Source organism: Bacteroides sp. AM44-19, from assembly GCF_003603395.1.
Lineage (GTDB): Bacteria > Bacteroidota > Bacteroidia > Bacteroidales > Bacteroidaceae > Bacteroides > Bacteroides uniformis.
This window is the reverse complement of record NZ_QTNB01000003.1, coordinates 217,204-238,061: the sequence shown is the minus strand read 5'-3', so window position 1 is coordinate 238,061 and position 20,858 is coordinate 217,204. Positions and strand designations below refer to the sequence as shown.

At 43.2% G+C, this 20,858-nt stretch carries 12 protein-coding genes; 11 read left to right on the top strand and 1 reads right to left on the bottom strand.

What is annotated here, in order from left to right:
* Positions 1 to 304: 304 nt before the first annotated feature.
* From DW947_RS21795 to DW947_RS07510, 4 genes are all read left to right on the top strand, one after another.
* On the top strand, positions 305 to 1,990 hold the full coding sequence (locus tag DW947_RS21795) for an energy transducer TonB (protein ID WP_229077959.1): 1,686 nt from the start codon (positions 305 to 307) through the stop codon (positions 1,988 to 1,990).
* A 34-nt stretch (positions 1,991 to 2,024) separates the two neighbouring features.
* Positions 2,025 to 2,834 (top strand): WG repeat-containing protein, encoded by an 810-nt coding sequence (locus DW947_RS07520; RefSeq protein ID WP_117962552.1) that lies wholly within the window; start codon positions 2,025 to 2,027, stop codon positions 2,832 to 2,834.
* A gap of 132 nt (positions 2,835 to 2,966) precedes the next feature.
* Complete coding sequence (locus tag DW947_RS07515) at positions 2,967 to 3,845, top strand: hypothetical protein (RefSeq protein WP_117962550.1); 879 nt, start codon at positions 2,967 to 2,969, stop codon at positions 3,843 to 3,845.
* A gap of 17 nt (positions 3,846 to 3,862) precedes the next feature.
* Positions 3,863 to 4,393 (top strand): hypothetical protein, encoded by a 531-nt coding sequence (locus DW947_RS07510; RefSeq protein WP_117962548.1) that lies wholly within the window; start codon positions 3,863 to 3,865, stop codon positions 4,391 to 4,393.
* 361 nt (positions 4,394 to 4,754) lie between these two features.
* Here DW947_RS07510 and DW947_RS07505 read toward each other — a convergent pair whose 3' ends face one another.
* Complete coding sequence (locus DW947_RS07505) at positions 4,755 to 6,056, bottom strand: GNAT family N-acetyltransferase (protein WP_117681135.1); 1,302 nt, start codon at positions 6,054 to 6,056, stop codon at positions 4,755 to 4,757.
* Positions 6,057 to 6,261: 205 nt separating this feature from the next.
* On the opposite strand from DW947_RS07505, the gene DW947_RS07500 reads away from it, so the two are divergent.
* The 7 genes from DW947_RS07500 to DW947_RS07470 all read left to right on the top strand — a co-directional run bounded on the left by DW947_RS07500 (position 6,262) and on the right by DW947_RS07470 (position 20,720).
* Positions 6,262 to 7,920 (top strand): DUF6377 domain-containing protein, encoded by a 1,659-nt coding sequence (locus DW947_RS07500; RefSeq protein WP_008664452.1) that lies wholly within the window; start codon positions 6,262 to 6,264, stop codon positions 7,918 to 7,920.
* 249 nt (positions 7,921 to 8,169) lie between these two features.
* Positions 8,170 to 11,172 (top strand): SusC/RagA family TonB-linked outer membrane protein, encoded by a 3,003-nt coding sequence (locus tag DW947_RS07495; RefSeq protein ID WP_009038352.1) that lies wholly within the window; start codon positions 8,170 to 8,172, stop codon positions 11,170 to 11,172.
* Between the two features lie 14 nt (positions 11,173 to 11,186).
* The gene (locus tag DW947_RS07490) at positions 11,187 to 12,677 is read left to right on the top strand and encodes a RagB/SusD family nutrient uptake outer membrane protein (protein ID WP_165859033.1); all 1,491 of its coding nucleotides are present in this window, start codon (positions 11,187 to 11,189) and stop codon (positions 12,675 to 12,677) included.
* A 19-nt stretch (positions 12,678 to 12,696) separates the two neighbouring features.
* Complete coding sequence (locus DW947_RS07485) at positions 12,697 to 14,193, top strand: SusF/SusE family outer membrane protein (protein WP_016273861.1); 1,497 nt, start codon at positions 12,697 to 12,699, stop codon at positions 14,191 to 14,193.
* A 13-nt stretch (positions 14,194 to 14,206) separates the two neighbouring features.
* Positions 14,207 to 16,012: a glycoside hydrolase family 66 protein gene (locus DW947_RS07480; protein ID WP_117962546.1), complete on the top strand. Its 1,806-nt coding sequence runs from the start codon at positions 14,207 to 14,209 to the stop codon at positions 16,010 to 16,012.
* Between the two features lie 34 nt (positions 16,013 to 16,046).
* The gene (locus tag DW947_RS07475) at positions 16,047 to 18,545 is read left to right on the top strand and encodes a glycoside hydrolase family 31 protein (RefSeq protein WP_117962544.1); all 2,499 of its coding nucleotides are present in this window, start codon (positions 16,047 to 16,049) and stop codon (positions 18,543 to 18,545) included.
* A 21-nt stretch (positions 18,546 to 18,566) separates the two neighbouring features.
* Positions 18,567 to 20,720 (top strand): glycoside hydrolase family 97 protein, encoded by a 2,154-nt coding sequence (locus tag DW947_RS07470; RefSeq protein WP_117962542.1) that lies wholly within the window; start codon positions 18,567 to 18,569, stop codon positions 20,718 to 20,720.
* Positions 20,721 to 20,858 lie beyond the last annotated feature (138 nt).

Below are 20,858 nucleotides of genomic sequence, written 5' to 3'. Positions count from 1 at the left end.
TGCATCGTTGCAGTTGCAACAGACATATTTTAGGAAGCGTTTCGTAATTATTCCACTTTTGATGAACTTCGACAACTCATTAATGTGTGTTTGGAATAGTAAAGAGAACGTTCTCCTTTGGCTTGTTATTATCCTAACTCGATATAACGGTCAAAGTGGGGCTGTTTTTCTTTTTATTCATCACACAAGGCAGTCGAAGGCCCATCAAGAGGAATAAAATGGAATTTTGGCTCCACTTTCTTTTTTATGCCCAGGTATTAATTCAAATTGTACTCTTAGAGCCATGGTGTACTATAAATAATTTATGGCACAATTTAACTGTGATGGATGTGGTTGTAAGGTTTCAGATGTAGATGTACAATGTCCTAAATGTAATGCTCCGATTGGTAAGCTGCAAATAGTTTGTAAAGTTTGCGGATGTGTGCTTTTTGAAAGAAATGCTACTTTGCTTGAAAATAACGTTTTTTCCAAAGAGACAGAAAACTATTCTTGTCCTAATAGTTGTAACGGTGAAATACAAACTGTATTTCAATACCCCAATAATGGCAGGAATAAATATGATGTAAATCATTCATATCTTGATGAGGCAAAGAGACTTTTTATTTTTTTATTTGTTTTGATGCCCTTGTCCTCTTTTTTTTCAATATCTGCACAAGTAATCGGGATGACTGGTTGGGATGGCATTACTTATGATTTTTATTGGAAAAACCTACCTAATAAGGCTGATGATTTTGACAAATTTGACATTATATCAACTTATATGCATGGTTTTAGTGATTATGAAGGCAATGTAAATTCAATGACTATATCACAATATACAAATGATAGACGATTGTTGAAAGAATCAATTTTTCATTTTAATTCAATGCAAAAATTAGTAAGTTATAAAGAGAGGAATACAACGGTTAATTATATGTATAATGGACCTCTTTTACAGTCGGTTAGTTTGGATTTAGATAATAATTTAAATTCAGTAAGCTGTTTTCTTGGTAATTATTATGTGTATAATGGAAGTAAATTGTTGCAAGCTAGAACAAAATATGGTGCAATAGTTTCGTATAAAAGAGATGCGAATGGTAGAGTTATACAAGCTGATTATAAGATAAAGAACTATGCTCAATGGATTTTTAGGTATGAATATGGCATAGATGATAATATTATGACAATTAAAGCCTATGATGCAAATGGAAAGTATCTTGATGCCAAAGTAGAATCAGTATATGATGATAAAGGAAGGTTGATAAGCCGTTTGATGAAAAAAAATTCCGAAATTCTATATAAGTACCAATATGATGATAAAGACAATTTAATTTATGAGGAAGAGTATTCGGCTTATGATATACATCCTAGGATTTACGATTTTCATAAATATGAGAACACTTATGATTCTAAAGGACATTTAATATCTGTTCTTAGATACACGGGAAGCTATAAAAGAAATATGCGTTTGGAAAATCGTAGAGACCTTGTTACTATGGGAGAAAAGGCAATGAAAATAGAAAGAAAAGATTATACTATAAGTGGTAAAGCTAGTTACAAGTATGATACAAATGGTAATTGGATTGAACAAAAAACTAATTTTTCTGGGCGGGAACAAATCATTTACCGATTATTTCAATATCGTGAAAATGCTCTTTCGGAAAATCAACACAAAGAGGAAAGACAAAGTTTGTTGAATAATGATACCCAATGTAAATCGGTTACAGAACCGCAATATCCCGAAGGTAAGGTAGCTCTGTTTCGTTTCTTGGCAAAGAATATAAAATATCCTACATTGGCGCAAGAAAATAATATTAAAGGAAGGGTTGATGTACGGTTTGTTGTAAATGAGGATGGTAAATTATCCAATTTTGAGGTTGTTAAAGGTGTGCATCCTTATCTTGATAAGGAAGCATTGCGTGTTGCTAAGTTGTTACCTTACTTTATTCCTGCATTAGATAAGCAAGGTAATCCAGTCCGTGCTTATAGTACGGTATCTTTTACTTTTTGAGTAATTTAACAAATTTAATCATAAATCTTTTTCAATGGAAATAATGAAATTTTTATCGTTGAGTTCGCACCTCTTTAAATCAATGGTGGTATCTAATACTGTTGAGAATAAAAAAAGTGTAGTTGTACTATGTGGTAGTAGCTGTAAATATACCTATTATTTGTTGTCGTTAATTTCATGTTTTAGAGTGATAATGGCATTTTTATTATTTTTTGGGGTATTGGGGTGTTCTTCCAATTCGACTAAAAAGAAAGCGGAAAAGGAAAAAGAGTATTCTGCAATAGAGAATGTGGTGGCACGTACCTCTTCGGAAAAATATAATTTGGTAAAATGTGAAGGAAAATGTGGAATTTATGATGTGGATGAAGTTGAAATATTGCCGTTACGCTATGATGAGATTTTGTGTACGATAGAAGATGGTAATAATGATTTTTTTATTGTAGAATTGGATGGAAAAAAAGGAGTTCTTCTATCACATGAAACTCCATTTGTTTCTATCGAATTTGATAATATATATTATGATGATGGGGTGTATCAGGGTTTCTTTGAAGTTGAATTGAATGGTAAGGTAGGGCTGTTTGACAAAAATGGTAATAATGTGGTTCCTTGCCGATATGATAATGTGCAATTGAATCGGATTGGGTATCCTTATGGTATATTTATTGTACGTCAAGGTGATAAGTACGGCTGTGTTATTAATGGTAAAGAAATGATTCCTTGTAATTATTATAGCATTATTATTACAGATGATTATATAATGACAAGTCTTCATGGTGAATCTTCTCAGGTTGCTATGAATATATCCAATAAATATCAAGTATATGAGAATGGTTATATGAGATAAGAAACTATATTACTCTGAATAGTTTCTCTAATTCATAATTATTCAGAGTAATTAAGGTAGTAGGGCTATTTTTGTGTTGCTGCATAATTTTTAGTGCATGGTATATAAATGGATTTTGCAAAAATATAGGATATGAAAAAGATACTTATTATAATTGTTTTAATAGGTGTTATGGGAGATTTATTCGCTCAAAGAATTAATAGTAGAGGTGAGTATATGGTAAAATCTGCCATTGTTGAATCTTATGGTGGACGAGATTTTTCTTATAAACTTGATTTTGAGTATGATACTTCAAACGATTTGGTAAAAGTAACACGAAGCGGTTATCACGGGAATGATAAATATGTTCATGTATATACATTTCGTAGTGGGAAATATTCTGATGAAAAGTATATATATTATACTGGGTATAAAAATGGAAAGGTGTTTGATACTAATAAAAATAAGCCTTTGTGTTGGTTAGAGAAAACATATTATAGTTTAGAGCGTAAATCTTATAATAGATTTTTTGTGGTTAAAAAAGAAGCGTATGGCGATGATGGCTTTTGTGAAACGACTGATTATATATATCGTGATGGAGAACTACAAGCAATTCATAGAGGGACAAACAGTATTGGTGACAATGAAATAATGATGCTTACTTGGAGAAAAAGAAATATAGTGTCTGAAAGAATGGAAGGGGGTGGAAATTGGAGTAACGATTTGGAATATTATATGGAATCGGAAGTTGTAAATAATACCAATTTGAATATAAATTTCTTCAACTTAGGAGGTACGGGTAAAACATACAAGGATGAAAATATCGGGTTTACAGAATGGTTTGGGCTTAATACGTCAATGGCGTTAAGAGGGAATAAAGATGGTTCAGGATATGGCAGTAGTACGATAAGCCCACATTATGAATATGAATTAGATGGAAATTTAATTAAGAAAGTCAGATATATTCATCTAATTGCAGGTAAAGAACATGATTACATCTACAGAACACTGACTTTGGAATATGTGTATTAATTATTAATACGTTAGTTATGAACTTTATACAGAAAATATTCAACATTTCTACTACTAATAATAATCCTCTAATTCCATTTGATGAAGTGGTGGCGAAAAAAATGTGGCGATATTTACGACATGGATTTGTGCTAATAGGAGTTAATGATATTGATTGCGTAGAGAAAGGAGTAATACAAGAACTGCAAGCAGATATTATAGAAAAAGATTTCCGTTATATTCCAATATTCGGTTGTTGCATGGATGGTGGCTATCTACTATCCTTTGCTATTGTTAATTTGAATAAGACTAAAGAGCAGCGTAATTTTACTGCTTTAAAAAGTTTTGTGACTGAAATTTCGGTTAAATATAGGCAACAAGTATTTATCTGTGAAAACTCTTCATATACTTCCATAAATTCTTTGATTGATAGTTTCTTTGAAGCTTGCTTAAAAGAAACTGGTTTGCCTCACGTATGTAGGGGTTATTATCTCAATCCTTCACCGATGTCTTATTCGGAAAGATATATGCGTGATATGAAAATGAATGAGATATTTATTGATATATGACAATGGGTAAGATTGACTTATTCAAAGTTGTATATGATTCTTTAAGTACTAGAGAAGTATGGTGATACTTCTTTATTCATTATCTTTTTTGAGGGAGTAATCTCGTTTTTCGGGGTTACTCTTTTTATTGTCTTTGCGCAAATTTAGGTGCGTAAAAGAGTGCGTAAATTGATTTGCGTAAGATAAATGCGCAATTATGATTTTTTTAGTATATGTTTTAATGCTCTGTATTATAGTTGATTAATTAAGGATGTGTTCATTTCGACTGTATGCATAGGAGGGTACTCCTGCTTGTTGTGGTCATTGAGATGAGGTTGTTGTTCCATGTATAATTTCAATAGTTGATATATAATTTGATATTTTATCGTTTGAGGTTGGCCAGCACTTCTTCTTTCAAGATGCTGTATATATGTATGTCTGTATATTCTCCAGAAGCCAGCAGTTCTCCGCAACGTTCTGTTCCCTCATGGATGAAACCGAGGCGAACCGGTACCGCGTTACTGGCTGCATTGCCCACGGCACAGCGAATTTGTATCCGCTTTATCTCTTTTTCTTGTACGGCCCACAGACACAGCTTGCGGACACTTTCAGTAATGATGCCCCGGTGCTGGTATTCCGGCAGTAGCCAATAGCCGAGTTCTGTACGGTGGTTGTCGAAATCGGAGAAATGGAAACCTATCAGTCCGCAGATTTCATGCTGCTGGTTCCAAATACCGAATATAGGTTCATTTCGTTCGGCAGGAGCAGATAGTACCTGACGTAAAAAAGCTTCTTCATCAGCTGTTGTGCGCATATTATCCACAAATGGCAGCCATGTTCTTAAGTAATCCCGGTGTGTGTCGATGGCATGGTAGATGGCTGCGGCATCTTCTATTCTGATTTCCTGCAGATAAATGTCCGGAAGGATGGGGAAGGAAATGGGAGAGGAGAGGATATGCACGTCCCTTGATTGGGAAAGCTGTATCCTTTCCCTGATTTTTCCCCAGGCATGTGTATCGAACAGACAGCTTTCACGCATGGTGTGATACATCTCCTTGAACCGGGACATGGGGATAGTGAAGCTCAATAAGTCCGCTTCGAAGTATGGGCGGACGGAGGGGTCGAAGAATCCCAGGAAAGTGCGTTTCCCTTGTTTCCGGTTTTCAATGATGGTTTGGGTAATGACGGAGCAACAGCCGGAGCCGAATGGGGCTGCCACGGCATCCGATGCATTGTTGTCGAAGAAGGTCCATGTCGCCAGTCCGGATAGAATGTCGGGAGTTGGCAGGAACAGCAGTCCTTCCACTTCATCAAAGGAAGGTATCTTGTCTATGCGGGCAAAATGCAGATAGGTTTTGTCAGTTCTGGAAATCTGTAGCTCATTGACAAAATCTACCACCATTTCGGGAGTCTTCTTGTATTTCTCTTTCAAGGAGACAAAACCCGGGACGCGCTCGGGCATTTCTGTAAATCCGGTATAGAACTTGCCTCCTCCGCAGGTGATTGTTTCGTTGCTGAGACTGACGGTTTTGCCGTCTCTGACTTGTTTCATGCATTTGAAGAGACAACCGGTTACTTTCTCTGTAGATGCCCCCATTCGGTCTGAATACCAAAAGGCGATGGGGAGTTCGGCGTGTTGGCCGAAAGCTTCCTGATAATTGGCAATAAATGTGTGTATATTCATGATGCTCGGATGATATTATGATATGGTCTTTCTTTGGATTTTCCGTAAAGGTAATTCAATATTTTGATTCTTTTGCTTGCAGTATGCCTTTTTATCACTCTGCTTTCGAGCTTTTAATGATAGTAGAATAGGTTTTTATGGTATTTTAATTACTTTTGCATGAGGATTCTCAAAAAGTATTGCCTTTAACTAATCGGAAAGCCGGATGAAAAATATAATCATATTCTTGTGTCTTTGCACCATCTGTATGTGCCGCCTTCATGCTGCAGACAGCAGCCGGGCGGATTCTTTGCTGCTGAAACTGGACCAGGCGATAAAGGAGCGTCCCATATATATGGAGCAGAAAGAGCTGAAACTGGTGGAACTGAAAAGACAGTTGCATCGACAGATACCGGATGAAGAACGTTTTGCCATTCTTGGCACATTGCTGGATGAGTACCGTTCGTTCAATACGGATTCTGCATTGCACATGGCCGAGGAAAGGGAACAGATAGCCATACGTCTTGGAAACCGGGAATACATAGACAATGCCCGCATGAATAAAGCAGATGTTTTGGGAATGACCGGTATGTATAAGGAAGTTATGGATTTGATGCGGAATATCCATATAGACCGGTTGCCGGTGGATATCCATCCATATTATTACCATATCTACCGTACGGTCTATGGCCTTATGGCCGATTATGCCGTGACGGCATATGAAAAGAAGCTTTATACGGAGCTTACGGACAAATATCGTGATTCGTTGCTGTTGGTCAATAAAGATAATCTTCTGATACATACCTTGATTCAGTCCGACCAGTATAATGTACGCAATGAATATGACAAGGCCATCCGTTTGCTGACGGATTATCTGGCGCTGCAGAAGGACTATGAACACGACGTTGCGATTTGTGCCTATACTTTATCAGAGTCTTACCGGCTGAAAGGGGACAAAGAGAAGGAAAAGGAATACCTGATTGTTTCTGCTATGGCGGATATGAAAACCGCTGTCCGTGAATATATCTCTTTACGCAAGCTCGCCGTACTGCTTTACCAGGAAGGAGACATCGAGCGTGCCTATTCTTATGTAAAGATATGTATGGAAGATGCAGCCGCCTGCAATGCCCGGTTGCGCAAGCTGGAGATTCTGGAAATCTTTCCCATCATTAATGATGCTTACCAGCAAAAGACGGAGAAGCAGCAGGAGCAGATGAAATGGGCACTGGTATCTATCAGCCTGCTTTCACTTTTTCTGTTACTTGCCATATTTTATGTATACAAGCAGATGAAGAAAGTGGCTGCCGCCCGCAGGGAAGTGATTGACGCCAACAAACGGTTGAAGGAGCTGAATGATGAGCTTCACCTTTCCAATGCACAACTCAAGGAGGCCAACCACAGCATTGCCGAAAACTCCTATCTGAAGGAGGAGTATATCGGCCGTTATATGGACCAGTGCTCGGTCTATTTGGAAAAGATGGACAATTACCGCCGGTCGCTGGGAAAGATTGCCGCTACCGGAAATGTGGAGGAACTCTACAAGAACATCAAGTCTTCTAAATTCATAGAGGGGGAATTAAAGGAATTCTATACCAACTTTGATAATACCTTCCTGCAGCTGTTTCCTACTTTTGTAGAAGACTTCAATGCCCTGCTTGCCGATGATGAGCAAATATCCTTGAAAGCCGGCGAACGGATGAATACAGAGTTGCGCATCTTTGCATTGATACGTTTGGGCATTACTGACAGCGTGAAGATAGCCCAGTTCCTTCGGTATTCTGTTACCACCATTTATAACTATCGTACGAAGGTTCGCAACAAGGCTGCCGGTGACCGCGACTTGTTGGAACAGGAAGTGATGACAATTGGCAAGTCGAAGAACTGAGAATAGGGGTTTTGAAGCTTGGAAGTGTCTCTTTTACCCTTATATTTTCACTACTTTTTTAGTTGGGTAATAATTTTATATATTATTGATATATAGTGGTTTAAGCCTTTTTGAATGATGTAAACCACTACTTTTTTACTCTTTCCTCCACTATTGGCTTCTCTTATCTGATACATTTGCATTGTTCCTCTTCGGAAAGAGTGACACATGTGATTTATGTTTTTATTATTAACTTTAAATTCTTATATTATGCAAAAGTACAAAATGCCAATCAGCAGGCTACGGATGATGGTTTGTCTGATAGGAATGTTACTTCCGATGTGCATGTTCGCACAGCAAATTACAGTACAAGGTGTAGTGAAAGACCAGACCGGTGAAACGGTTATTGGCGCCAGTGTAATGGAAAAAGGAACCACAAATGGGACAATAACCGGTATTGACGGTGATTTCTCTTTGAACATGTCTTCGAACGGTACTCTTGTCGTTTCATTTGTAGGCTATAAGACTCAAGAGGTGCAGGTGAAGGGACAGAAACAGCTTCAGGTAGTTTTGTCTGAAGATGCCGAAATGCTGGATGAAGTGGTGGTGATAGGGTATGGCACCATGAAGAAAAGCGACCTTACAGGAGCAGTGTCCTCCATCGGTAACAAGGATATCAAGGATTCCCCCGTATCCAATTTGGGACAAGCCATCCAGGGAAAAATCTCAGGTGTGCAGATTGTAGATGCCGGTAAACCGGGAGACAATGTATCCATCAAGATTCGTGGTTTGGGTTCTATCAACAACTGCGACCCGCTGGTCGTGATTGACGGAGTGCCTACCGACTTGGGCTTGTCTTCCTTAAATATGGCCGATGTGGAACGTTTGGATGTATTGAAGGATGCTTCGGCCACAGCCATCTACGGTTCCCGGGGAGCTAATGGAGTTGTGATGATTACCACCAAACGCGGTACGGAAGGAAAAGGAAAACTTGCTGTATCTGCCAATTACTCTTTCCAGAATGCTACGAACGTACCTTCTTTATTGAACGCGGCGCAGTATGCCGAGTTGAGTAATGACATGATGGTGAACAGTGGACGCAATCCTAATCCGGAATGGGCCAATCCTTCTGAATTGGGTGCAGGTACCGACTGGATGGATGAATTGCTCCGTACGGGTGTGATGCAGAACTATACGGTAAGTTATTCCGGCGGTAACGAGAAATCCCATTATTATGTGTCCGGTGGTTTTCTGGATCAGTCCGGTATCGTGAAGAGTGTGAATTACCGTCGCTTCACATTCCAGTCCAACAGTGATGCGCAAGTCTTGAAATGGTTGAAGTTCTCCAATAACATTACGTTCAGTGCCGATACGAAGAAGTCGGGCAGCTATAATATAGGTGATGCGCTGAAAGCGCTCCCCATTTATCCGGTGAAGAATGAAGATGGCAGTTGGAGTGGTCCTGATGGTAACTCGGAATGGTATGGCAGCACGCGCAACCCCATTGGACCGACGGAACTGAACAAGAGTCAGACTGATGGATATAACTTCCTGGCCAACTTGACGGCAGAACTTACTTTTACCAAATGGCTTAAGTTTAAAAGTACTTTCGGCTACGATGCCAAATTCTGGTTCATAGACAACTTTACCCCCAAGTATAACTGGAAACCCACTCCCACAGAGGAGACTTCACGTTATAAGAGCGATAACAAGTCGTTCACTTATTTGTGGGACAACTATTTCCTATTCGACCATACTTTTGCAGAAAAACATCGTGTGGGATTGATGGCCGGTATGTCTGCCCAATGGAACACCAACGACTACCTGAATGCGCAGAAGAATGTGTTTATGTTCGACAATGTGCACGAAATGGATAATGGCGAGGAAATGTATGCCATCGGTGGAAACGAGACAGAGTGGGCATTGCTCTCTTACATGGCACGTGTCAACTACTCTTACGAAGACCGCTATTTGCTGACTGCAACCATTCGTCGTGACGGTTCCAGCCGTTTCGGTAAGAAACATCGCTGGGGTACTTTCCCTTCCGTATCTGTGGCATGGCGTGCCTCTCAGGAAAAGTGGTTTCCAAAAAACGACTATATCAATGACTTGAAAGTGCGTGCGGGATACGGTGTGACCGGTAGCCAGGCAAGTGTTGGAAACTACAGCTATCTGGCATCCTACAATACCAGTGTATATCCTTTCGGCATTTCGAGCGGCAATCAGACAGCGCTGGTTTCTTCTACTCTCGCCAACCCGTATATCCATTGGGAAGAGGTGGCACAAACCAACATCGGTTTTGATGCCTCACTGTTCAATTCACGCGTTATGTTCTCGTTCGATGCTTATCTGAAGGAGACGAGAGACATGCTGGTAAAGGCGTCTATCCCCATCACATCGGGATTTGAAGATACTACAACCACGTATACCAATGCCGGAAAAGTACGTAATCAAGGTATTGAAATGAGTCTGCATACCATCAATCTTACCGGTGAACTGGGATGGGAAACGAACCTGACCGCCACTTACAACAAGAATAAAATTAAGGATTTGAACAGCGACGTTCCTTATTACATTAACCAAATCAATAACTCCTATGTAACGATGCTGGCAAAGGACTATCCCATTAATGTCTTCTACGGCTATGTTACGGACGGAATCTTCCAGAACCAGTCTGAAGTGAATACACATGCCGTGCAGCCGGGAGCTGAGCCGGGTGATATCCGTTTCAGGGATTTGAACAACGATGGTGTCATTAATGATAGTGACCGTACCGTCATCGGTAACCCGAACCCAAGTTGGCTGTTCTCCATGAACAATAGCCTTTCCTATAAGGGTTTCGAACTTTCTGTTTTCTTACAAGGTATAGCCGGAAATAAGATATACAATGCCAACAATATCGACAATACCGGTATGGCAGCTGCCTATAACCAGACTACCGACGTACTGAAGCGTTGGCAAGGAGAGGGGACCAGCAATTCGATGCCGCGTGCCGTGTTCGGCGACCCCAATCAGAATACACGCGTGTCAGACCGCTTTGTGGAGAATGGTTCTTATCTGCGTTTGAAGAATATCACACTCTCATACACTTTCCCGAAGCAGTGGTTACAGAAAGCCCAGATTGAGAATGCACGCCTTTCCCTATCTTGTGAGAATGTGGCTACCATCACCGGATATTCCGGTTTCGACCCCGAAGTGGGTATTAACGGAATAGACCAGAACCGTTACCCCATTTCCCGTACGTTCAGCTTAGGATTAAACTTTAACTTTTAATGATTGACTCGGATATGAAAAAGATAACAAATTTACTATATATGCTGGCAGTATTGCTGCTGGCTTCCTGCAGCGACTTTCTGGACAAGTCTCCTAAAAATACGGTTGACCCGGAAACGACGGTGACCGATGATGTGGCCATTGCTCTGACCAATGCCTGCTATCGCACCCTTCAGTCTTCCAATATGTACAACCAGCGTATCTGGACACTGGATATTGTGGCGGGTAACAGTCTGGTGGGTGCCGGTGGCGGTACCGACGGCCTTGAAACGATACAAGCTTCTAACTTCATAACGCAGAGCGACAATGGCATGGCATTGTACATGTGGCGTTCTCCCTGGGTGGGGATAGGACAATGCAACATTGTGTTGAATAGTCTTCTGGAGGCTGAAGCCGTGTCAGAGAGAATCAAGAACCGCTGTCTGGGAGAGGCTTATTTTCTCCGTGCACATTATTACTATGTATTGGTACGTCTGTACGGTGGTGTTCCACTGCGTTTGGCTCCTTATAATCCGGGAGAACCGACAGACATTGCACGCGCTACAGTCGAAGAGACTTATGCTCAGATAATTTCCGATTGTAAAAATGCGGTTGACCTGCTTCCTGCCAAGTCTTCTTACGACGACGAGAACGTGGGACGTGCCTGCAAAGATGCAGCTTTGGCCATGTTGGCAGATATTTATCTGACGCTGGCTCCTAATCATACGGAATATTATCAAGAGGTGTCTGATTTGTGTGATGAGATAACAAATTTGGGGTATGACCTTTCTTCCTGCAAGTATGAGGACAATTTCGATGCATTGGTCAATAACGGGCCGGAATCTTTGTTCGAGGTCCAGTATTCGGGCAATACGGAATATGATTTTTGGGGAAACAATCCGCAGTCTTCCTGGCTTTCTACTTTCATGGGTCCCCGTAATTCGGACTTTGTTGCCGGCAGTTATGGCTGGAACCAGCCTACAGAAGAATTTGTGGGTCAATATGAGAGCGGTGACAAACGTAAGGATTTGACCGTGCTTTATGCCGGATGTCCGGATTTTGACGGTAAGGCTTACAAAAGCTCTTATTCCAATACGGGATACAATGTACGCAAGTTTCTGGTGTCGAAAACGGTTTCTCCGGAATACAATACCAATCCTGCCAACTTCGTGATTTATCGTTATGCGGACGTCCTGCTGAAGAAGGCCGAAGCTTTGAATGAAATGGGACGCCCTGACCAGGCTGCCGTGCCTTTGAATATTGTACGTAAGCGTGCCGGACTGCCGGAGGTTTCGGGCTTGTCACAGGAAACCATGCGTGAAAAGATTATCCATGAGCGCCGCATGGAACTAGCTTTCGAAGGGCATCGCTGGTTCGACATGATTCGTGTCAACAATGGAGAGTATGCCATTAAATTCCTGCATTCCATTGGAAAGAGCAACGTGAACAAGAACCGCTTGCTGTTCCCTATTCCGCAGACGGAGATGGATGCTAATACCTTAATGGTGCAGAACCCGGGTTATTAATTAATTTAATCAGAAGAATATGAAGAAATATATTTCACACCTTGTATTTGCCTTACTGGGCTGTGCAGCCTTATCTGCTTGTGTAGATGATGATTACATGGAATTGGATAAAGGACAGAATGAACTTGTACTGACGGCCAGCAAGACGGAAGTTGTTTTGAATGAGCAGGCACATGCCGATGATGCCCTGGAGCTTTCCTGGACTACGGGAACCAATTATGGGACGGGTAATAAAATTTCTTATACGCTGGAATTGGCCAAGACCGGCAGTGATTTTGCAGATTCTTATGTAGCTGTGGAGAATGCCGTACAAGAATACTCATGGAAAAAGAGCGTGGAGGAATTGAATGACATCCTGCGCAACCATTTTGGGGCAACTGCCGGGGAGAACATTTCGTTGGAAGCGCGCTTGACAGCTACTGTAACGGAACGGGACGAAAAACAGGTGTCTACCACTGCTTTCAGTGTTACAGCCTATAAACCGCTCACATCCACCCTTTATCTGATAGGTAGTGCCACTCCGGGCGGCTGGAGTGCCGATGATGCGACAGAGATGACCCGCAAGGACAATGGTATCTTTACATGGACGGGCCGGCTTGTGGCCGGTGAATTTAAGTTCATCACGACCTTAGGCTCATTCCTGCCCTCTTACAACAAAGGAACAGATGGATTGCTGGTTCTTCGTAGCAGTGATGACCAGCCGGATGAACCTTTTGTTGTCGAAGAAGACCATAATTACATCGTCGAGGCCAATCTGTTTACCGGTGTTCTTACATTGACCCAGACAGAGACGTTGGCACCTGCCTACGACCAGCTTTATTTTGTGGGTAACGCTACGGATTGGGGATTCGTGAAGATGAAACAAGATGTGCTCGACCCATACTTGTTCCGCTTCGGCAAGTTCTTTGAAGTGGGCAAAGGAGGGGAATTCAAGTTCGGAACCTCCGATGGAAGTTGGGAGAACATGTATAAGGCCAAGAATGCCGATGCTGCTTATACCGATACAGAAGTGGTGTTTGTGAAAGGGTTCGACCCGGACAATAAATGGGTGCTGAAAGACGGGGAATGCGGCAAGGCCTACAAGATTTGCATGGATATCCGTAGTGGTAAGGAACGCATGATGATGAGCGAATTTACTCCGTATGAGATGATTTATATGGTAGGTGATGCTACTCCGGCCGGTTGGACGATTGGTGATGCTACGCCGATGCAGACAACGGATAATCCGTATGTGTTTACTTGGAAAGGTACGCTGAATGCCGGTGAGTTGAAATTTACTTGTGATAAGCAGGAAGATTGGAATGGAGCCTGGTTCATGCCGGCTGTAGCAGACAAACAGCCTGCAGGAGAAACAGAACCGATGCTTTTCCTTGATAAATCAGACGAAGCGTTCAAAGCGCAATATCTGGACGTGATGGTAGGCGGCATCGACCAGAAGTGGAAGATTACGACAGCAGGTTCCTATCTGATTACTTTGAATCAGCTGGAAGAGACAATTTCAATCGTGAAACAATAGGTATCTACAATAGATGAAGAAGATAGTTTATACAACACTGGTAGCCTTGCTGCTGGTTGCATGCAGCAAGGAGAGTGATGATACCGGTAGCGGTACCGGTGGAGGCGGAGAGAGTGGAGGGGTTACGGAAGTAACCCCAGTCACCTCGGACTTGACGGTCAACCTCACTACCGACAAGGCATGTTACCGGCCGGGCGAGAGTGTTTCTTTTACAGCTGACGCCCTTCCTGCCGGAGCTAAAATCCGCTACCGGACAATGGACAAGGTTGTATCGGAGCAGGCTGCTGTCGGTACTACTTGGACTTGGACTGCTCCGGCAACCGATTATACCGGTTATCTGGTGGATGTATACCGTACAAAAGAGAATGGAACAGAGGTTATTCTTGGTACTATTGCCGTAGATGTATCCAGTGACTGGACACGTTTTCCACGTTATGGTTTCGTTGCCACTTTTGATGCTTCGAAAAAGATGGATGGAGTGATAGAGAAGGAGATGGCTTTCCTGAACCGTTGCCACATTAACGGGGTACAGTTTCAGGATTGGCACAACAAGCATCATTGGCCGTTGGGCGGTACGCGTGAGCATCTGGACGAGGTCTATAAGGACATTGCTAACCGGGAGGTCTATACCGAGGTAGTGAAGAAGTATATCTCTACACAACACAGCCTGGGCATGAAGTCCATGTTCTACAATCTATGTTTCGGAGCTTTGGACGATGCCGTTTCCGACGGGGTAAAGGAAGAATGGTACATATTCAAGAACACGGGACGCATGGATAAGGATTCGCATGACTTGCCCTCCAGTTGGAAAAGTAATATCTTCCTGCTCAATCCCGCCAATACGGAATGGCAGGCATATATTGCCCAGAGAAACGATGATGTTTATGCCAATCTGGACTTTGACGGTTATCAGATAGACCAACTGGGAAACCGGGGTGACCGCTATGACTATGATGGCAATAAGGTAAATCTGCCTAAGGGATATGCCTCGTTCATCGAAGCCATGAAACAGAAGCATCCGGACAAGCGTTTGGTGATGAATGCCGTCTCCAGCTATGGAGCTTCCCAGATAGCTGGTACGGGTAAAGTGGATTTCCTTTATAATGAAGTATGGGGCGATGAGGCAGGCTTCAAGGATCTGCACACCATTATCAAAGCGAACGACCAGTATGGCAACCATGCCTTGAAAACGGTGTTTGCCGCATATATGAACTATGACAAGGCAGGTAGCAGTACCGGTGAGTTCAATACACCGGGTGTGCTGCTGACGGATGCTGTGATATTTGCTTTGGGAGGCTCTCATTTGGAATTGGGTGACCACATGCTATGCCGCGAGTACTTTCCAAGCACGGCTTTGCAGATGAACGATGTACTGAAAACAGCCATGATTCGTTATTATGACTTTATGACGGCTTATCAGAACCTGCTTCGTGATAAAGATACGGAGGCGGAGATTTCCGTTTCTCTGAACTGTACGGATGCTGCGCGGAATCTTTCTCTGAATGCATGGCCGCCGCAGAAGTCTGCCATCACTGTATATGCCAAGAATGTAAATGGCAGGCAAGTCATTCATCTGCTCAACTTCCTCAATGCGGATAACTTAAGCTGGAGGGATTTGAACGGAACAATGCCCGAACCGCGTCTGGTGTCCGACGTGCCGTTGAAGATGAATGTTTCCGGTAAAGTGAACAAGATATGGGTTGCATCGCCCGATTTCCATGCCGGTGCTTCGCAGGAACTGTCATTCGAACAGAAGGACGGCACGGTTACCTTTATCTTGCCCTTGCTGAAGTACTGGAGCATGCTTGTGATGGAATAAGAGTATCCAATAAAGGAACAAACAGATTATAGTAATGAAGAAATATATATTTTTATTTTTTGCCGTCTGTGCATTTTCAGTATATGCGAATGCACAGAACCGCACCGGAGACTGCACTTCCTATACCAGTGACGACCGGAGTGTGACCTTCTATTTAAATGACAGTTCTGCCATACAATTACGTCTGTGTAGCCAGTCTACGGTACGTATATGGTTTTCTCCCGACGGTAGTTTCCAGCGGAATAATCCTTCCTTTGCCGTCGTCAATGAGGACCTGGAGGATGTCGGTACCGTCCATGTGGACGAACAGAATGCCTGCTACGAGATTTTTACCCCTAAACTCCGTATCCGGGTAAACAAGTCTCCGTTTAACTTACAGATATTCGACAAGTATCAGAAACTGCTGTTCAGTGATTATGCCGATAAGGGGCATATCAGTAACGGGCAGCGCAAATTGGAATACAAGACCCTCCGTCGTGACGAACACTTCTTCGGCTTGGGAGAAAAGACCGGCAAGCTGGACCGTCGCGGCGAAGCCTACAAGATGTGGAACAGTGACAAGCCTTGTTATAGTGCCGTTGAGGACCCGCTCTACAAGAGTATTCCGTTCTTTATGAGCAGTTATCGTTATGGTATTTTCCTGGACAATACGTATAAAACCGAATTTAAGTTTGGTACGGAAAGCCGCGATTACTACAGTTTCGAGGCTCCTGGGGGAGAGATGATTTATTATTTCATCTTCGGGAAGGATTATAAGGAAATCATGAAACAATATGTCGACCTAACGGGAAAACCCATAATGCCTCCTAAATGGGCATTGGGCTTTGCACAATGCCGGGGACTGCTGACGAGCGAGAAATTGTCTTATGAAATAGCTGAAGGCTATCGTAAGCGTGGAATTCCTTGTGATGTTATTTACCAGGACATAGGCTGGACACAGTATTTGCAGGATTTTGAGTGGCGGAAAGGGAACTACGAGAATCCGAAAAAGATGCTTGCAGACCTCAAGGATATGGGCTTCAAGGTGGTGGTTTCGCAAGATCCGGTCATTTCACAAGCCAATAAGCGGCAATGGGAGGAAGCCGATAGGTTAGGGTATCTGGTAAAGGACTCCACCAACGGCAGGAGTTATGACATGCCCTGGCCCTGGGGTGGTAATTGTGGAGTAGTGGACTTCACCCTTCCTGCTGTGGCAGACTGGTGGGGAGCTTATCAGCAGAAGCCCATTGATGATGGCATTGCCGGTTTCTGGACTGATATGGGTGAACCTGCCTGGAGCAATGAGGAGCAGACGGAACGCCTGGTGATGAAACACCATTTGGGCATGCATGATGAGATTCACAATGTTTATGGTCTTACGTGGGATAAGGTGGTGAAGGAGCAGTTTGAAAAACGGAATCCTAACCGTCGCGTATTTCAGATGACACGTGCCGCTTTTGCGGGCTTGCAACGCTATACTTTCGGCTGGACCGGTGACTGTGGAAACGGTGATGACGTGACGCAGGGCTGGGGACAGATGGCCAATCAGATTCCGGTACTGTTGTCTGCCGGTTTGGGAATTATTCCTTTTACTACTTGTGACATTACCGGTTATTGCGGAGATATAGAGAATTATCCTGCGATGGCTGAACTTTATACGCGGTGGATACAGATGGGCGCTTTCAATCCCCTGAGCCGCATTCATCATGAGGGCAACGTGGCTGTGGAGCCGTGGCTGTTCGGCGAAGAGGCCGAGAAGAATGCCAAGGCAGCCATCGAATTGAAGTATCGTCTTTTGCCTTATATCTATACGTATGCCCGCGAAGCACACGAAACGGGGTTGCCTCTCATGCGACCGATGTTTCTGGAATATCCGGCAGATATGGAAACGTTCTCTACGGATGCCCAGTTCATGTTTGGCAGCGAACTGCTGGTTGCTCCGGTGGTAAAGAAAGGAGCGCGAAACAAGAATGTGTATCTTCCTGAAGGAACTTGGATTGACTACAACAACAAACACACAGCATATAGCGGTGAGCAATGGATGACGGTGGATGCTCCCCTCAATACTATTCCTATGTTTGTAAAGCAGGGAAGTATCATGCCTCAAATGCCGGTCATGAACTATACGGATGAGAAACCGGTCTATCCGGTTACGTTTGAGATATTTCCTGCTGCAGCGGGCAGTGAAACTACCTTCTCGCTTTATGAAGATGCAGGAACTGATTTAGGATATTTGCGTGGAGAGTTCATGCGCACTCCTATTACTTGCCAGACTACCGACACAGGCTATACGCTGAAAGTAGGTACACGAACCGGTGAGAAATATAGCTTACCCGGTCAACGAAACCTGATGTTCTGCATCTATACGGAACAGATGCCGAAAACAGCTTTGCTGGACGGTCAGAAAATCAAGAAAACGAATGTCGGAAAGCTGGAAGAAAATCGGGAGACAGAGTTTACGATAACTGCCTGGTGTCCTGACAAGAAGCTGGGGACTTGCCTGCTGAGGTTGCCGGATGATGGAAAGGAACATATCATTGAGTTTATCTATTAACACAAAAAACATATCATTATTATGAAGAAATTTGTACTTAGCGCGGCTTTGCTTTTTTCTGCCCTGGCGGGGAATGCTGAAGGCATTTCATCCCCTTCGGGCATGGTGAAGCTGGATTTTGAACTGACAAAAGACGGGAGACCAGCCTATCAGGTGGATTATAAAGGGGTTCCTGTCATCAATCCCAGTACGTTGGGATTGGAACTGAAAGGAGCTACCAGCCTGATGGATGGTTTCAAAGTAGTAAGGACTTCTACTTCCACTTTCGATGAAACCTGGCAACCGGTGTGGGGGGAAACAAAAGATATCCGCAACCACTACAACGAATTGCTGGTAGAACTTGAACAACCGTCTACCACTCGTTTTATGAATATCCGTTTTCGGGTATATGATGACGGCGTGGGATTCCGTTATGAGTTTCCGCAACAGAAGAATCTGGTTTATTTTGTGATAAAGGAAGAGCATTCCCGGTTTGCCATGACCGGCGACCATACTGCCTGGTGGATTCCGGGAGATTATGATACCCAGGAATATGATTACACGGAGTCCAAACTCTCTGAAATCCGTGGACTGCTGCAGGGAGCTGTGAGTGACAATGCGTCACAAACTGTCTTTTCGCCGACGGGTGTCCAGACTTCCATACAGCTTAAAACAGCTGATGGAGTGTACCTTAACCTGCACGAGGCAGCCTTGGTGGACTACTCTTGCATGCATCTCAACCTGGATGACAAGAACCTCGTTTTTGAATCCTGGCTGACTCCGGATGCTCAAGGAAATAAAGGGTATATGCAGTCTCCCTGCCATACTCCCTGGCGTACGGTCATAGTCAGTGATGATGCCCGCGAGATACTGGCCTCCAATTTGATTCTCAATCTGAATGAGCCTTGTAAGTATGATGATACCTCCTGGATTAAGCCGGTGAAATATGTCGGCGTATGGTGGGAAATGATTGCAGGGGGAAAGCCCTGGGCATATACTTTTGACCTCCCTTCTGTGAAACTGGATGATACGGACTATTCCAAGGTGAAACCGAACGGCATTCATCCGGCCAACACGGCTAATGTGAAGAAGTACATAGACTTTGCTGCCGAACACGGTTTTGACCAGGTATTGGTGGAGGGTTGGAATACGGGTTGGGAAGACTGGTTCGGTAATTCCAAGGATTATGTTTTCGATTTCGTGACTCCTTATCCCGATTTTGACATCAAGTATCTGAATGAATATGCTCATTCCAAGGGTGTCCGTCTGATGATGCACCATGAAACATCGGCTTCCGTCCGTAACTATGAGCGGCACATGGAAGCTGCCTACCGTCTGATGAATAAATATGGATATAATTCGGTAAAGAGTGGCTACGTAGGCAATATGATTCCCCGTGGCGAGCATCACTATGGACAATGGATGAACAACCATTACCTATACGCCGTGACCGAAGCTGCCAAACACAAGATAATGGTCAATGCCCATGAAGCGGTACGTCCGACTGGTTTATGCCGTACCTATCCCAATCTGATAGGCAATGAATCTGCCCGAGGCACGGAGTACGAGGCTTTTGCTGGTAACAAGCCCTTCCACACAACGGTACTTCCGTTTACCCGTTTGCAGGGTGGTCCGATGGACTATACGCCCGGTATCTTTGAAATGGACATCAATAAGTTGAATCCGAACAGCCATACGCATGCCAATACTACCTTGACGCGTCAGCTGGCACTTTATGTCACTATGTACAGCCCTCTACAAATGGCTGCCGACCTTCCTGAGAATTATGAGCGTTTCATGGACGCTTTCCAGTTCATCAAGGATGTGGCTGTGGATTGGGACGACAGCCGCTATCTGGAAGCTGAGCCGGGACGTTACATCACTGTTGCCCGTAAGGCAAAAGGTACGAATGACTGGTTTATCGGTTGCACCAGCAGTGAGCACGGACATGCTTCAACTCTGAAACTGGACTTCCTGGATGCAGACAAGCAGTATATTGCAACCGTCTATGCCGATGCAAAAGATGCCGATTATAAAACAAATCCGCAAGCTTATGTTATCCGTAAAGGTATCGTTTCTCCCAAAACGGTCTTGAAACTGAAAGCTGCCTCCGGTGGCGGCTATGCCATCAGCATCATGGAGGTGAAAGATAAATCTGTATTGAAGGGACTGAAGAGGCTTTCCGGGAATATCTGATTTACGGGCATAAAAAAAGGAGTACCGCTGTACTCCAACCTTTGTTAACCTTAAATCTAATACTATGAAAAACACATTGCAAAGATACGGACTTCTGATAAATTTGCAAATTATCCAACTAAAAAAGTGTGTTTTATA

Bases quoted from the DNA above. Each gene is read 5' to 3' on its own strand.
- DW947_RS07515 (WP_117962550.1), top strand. From the start codon at position 2,967: ATGAAAAAGATACTTATTATAATTGTTTTAATAGGTGTTATGGGAGAT.
- DW947_RS21795 (WP_229077959.1), top strand. From the start codon at position 305: ATGGCACAATTTAACTGTGATGGATGTGGTTGTAAGGTTTCAGATGTA.
- DW947_RS07480 (WP_117962546.1), top strand. From the start codon at position 14,207: ATGAAGAAGATAGTTTATACAACACTGGTAGCCTTGCTGCTGGTTGCA.
- DW947_RS07505 (WP_117681135.1), bottom strand. From the start codon at position 6,056: ATGAATATACACACATTTATTGCCAATTATCAGGAAGCTTTCGGCCAA.
- DW947_RS07520 (WP_117962552.1), top strand. From the start codon at position 2,025: ATGGAAATAATGAAATTTTTATCGTTGAGTTCGCACCTCTTTAAATCA.
- DW947_RS07485 (WP_016273861.1), top strand. From the start codon at position 12,697: ATGAAGAAATATATTTCACACCTTGTATTTGCCTTACTGGGCTGTGCA.
- DW947_RS07490 (WP_165859033.1), top strand. From the start codon at position 11,187: ATGAAAAAGATAACAAATTTACTATATATGCTGGCAGTATTGCTGCTG.
- DW947_RS07470 (WP_117962542.1), top strand. From the start codon at position 18,567: ATGAAGAAATTTGTACTTAGCGCGGCTTTGCTTTTTTCTGCCCTGGCG.
- DW947_RS07495 (WP_009038352.1), top strand. From the start codon at position 8,170: ATGCAAAAGTACAAAATGCCAATCAGCAGGCTACGGATGATGGTTTGT.
- DW947_RS07510 (WP_117962548.1), top strand. From the start codon at position 3,863: ATGAACTTTATACAGAAAATATTCAACATTTCTACTACTAATAATAAT.
- DW947_RS07500 (WP_008664452.1), top strand. From the start codon at position 6,262: ATGAAAAATATAATCATATTCTTGTGTCTTTGCACCATCTGTATGTGC.
- DW947_RS07475 (WP_117962544.1), top strand. From the start codon at position 16,047: ATGAAGAAATATATATTTTTATTTTTTGCCGTCTGTGCATTTTCAGTA.